This window comes from Geobacillus sp. WSUCF1, assembly GCF_000422025.1.
Taxonomy (GTDB): Bacteria; Bacillota; Bacilli; order Bacillales; family Anoxybacillaceae; genus Geobacillus; species Geobacillus zalihae.
The window spans coordinates 1-1,748 of sequence record NZ_ATCO01000283.1; the positions used below are offsets into that span (position 1 = coordinate 1).

Here is a 1,748-nt window from a genome sequence, read left to right on the forward strand (position 1 = left end):
TCTTTATTACAACCTATATACAATTAAACTGTAGATGAGCATTTTTCACTACAATAATTTCTATGGTTAAAAGAGACAAACAGAGACCCTCTTACACGATGCGGAACTGTTTTTTGACTACATCAATGGTCATATCCTCCTATTCGCCACAGCTGAACCCGATCGAGCACTTGTGGAAATGGCTGAAAGACACCGTCATTGCCAATGTGTTTCATCAAGATCGAAACGATATCGCCCAAGCCATTGCTCGGTTTATGGATGACATCCATGAACGCCCGGAGGAAGTGCTGCAACGCTTGGGGTGTGCAGGATGACTGAGAAACTCACTCTTCATGTTGTATGTATATACTTACATTCTACAGGAAAGGTGCTCTTTTTTCTATGATGTGGATGGGGATTATCGGTTAATCAACACGCCTGAAAAAAGAGGTGTTCAACAGCAACAAGAAAAAGGCATGACTAATCTAAATCATTATAAGGTAGGTGGCATTTTATTTTTATGAAACTTATATTTTCTGGAAAAAGTGGAATATTCATAAAGGTTCTCTTGTTAGTTATTTCATGGTTTATTATTTTATTCAGCTTGATGATTCAAAATTCTGATGCGTTCATTTATTGGTTTAATCCAAGCGTAGTATCCATTAGCGATGAAAGGTATTTTTATACTTTAGTGCCTACCTTTTTTAATATTCTACTTTTATTTTTCCAAATTAAGTTTTTGGGGGTTAGAGAGAGAAAAACAACTATCTACAAAATCTTGTTTGTTACGCTTGTCATTAATACTATATTGTTTTTATATTATGCTATTTATCAATTTTTTGGATAAATCCAAAAACAATTATTGAATGGGGGTGGCAAGCTTTTTTTCTTCCGACCGTTGAAACTCAAGGAAAAACCGTGAGTGTGGAGGATAAACTTTTGACAATACCTTACGGTGAAGAGGGTGGCTTATCATTGAAACGGATCCTCCGTTATGTTTTGTTGTGTACAATGCTAGCTGGCTGCGATCATCAGGAGATGAATTTACAGGCTCATCATTTGGATGCAAAAAGACAAGGTTTTGATCAAGAAGAGATAGAAAATCTCATTAGAGAGCCGGAAAACGCCAATAAAGTCAACCGACAGCTCAAAAACAAGGAGGCTGCGGCTTTCTTTCGGCTGGGGATGACGAAAGAAGAGATTCGTCACTTGGATCGGGAGGAGATGGATTTTTTTCGCGCGAGAAGTGCGGCGAATCAATGGCATGAGCTCGATGAACAAACGGTGAAGGAGATTTTCAAGAAACAGGCGGATCATCCAATGATCCGATGCCATATCGAGAAACAGAAATTATGCACCGCGTCCACGATTTACACCGATCAAAAAAAGAACATCATGGAATTGACATATCCGTTTCCTTGTTAAGTCGAGAAGAGCATCGATATGCCGTCGTCTTGTCGTATGAATGGCTTATCGATCCGAAAGAAAAGGAGACGGATTTTTACGGGATTTTGACGACTGAAAATGCGGTTGTCGATTATCATCAGCTTTATAGCTCCTACAAGACGTATCGGGATGCGTCTCACGTCAGCATACAACATAGTAGAAAACCTTACCAATCTTCTGTTGTAGGGTATATGATCAAAAATTCTCTGCACAAGGAAAACAACCGCCACTTTGGATATGTGTATTCTGAAATTGTCCCTTCGGATCACGCGCAAACGTATATGGATGTTGAGGGATTTTATGTTCATCGTCTTTGGCGAGGA

Annotated in this window: 2 protein-coding genes; both read left to right on the forward strand. The window is 39.1% G+C overall.

The features are described 5' to 3' along the window. Positions 1-113 precede the first annotated feature (113 nt). On the forward strand, positions 114-314 hold the full coding sequence (locus tag I656_RS0117225; RefSeq protein WP_223810853.1) for a transposase: 201 nt from the start codon (positions 114-116) through the stop codon (positions 312-314). Positions 315-954: 640 nt separating this feature from the next. Continuing rightward, on the forward strand, positions 955-1,404 hold the full coding sequence (locus I656_RS19600; RefSeq protein ID WP_235048681.1) for a hypothetical protein: 450 nt from the start codon (positions 955-957) through the stop codon (positions 1,402-1,404). Positions 1,405-1,748 lie beyond the last annotated feature (344 nt).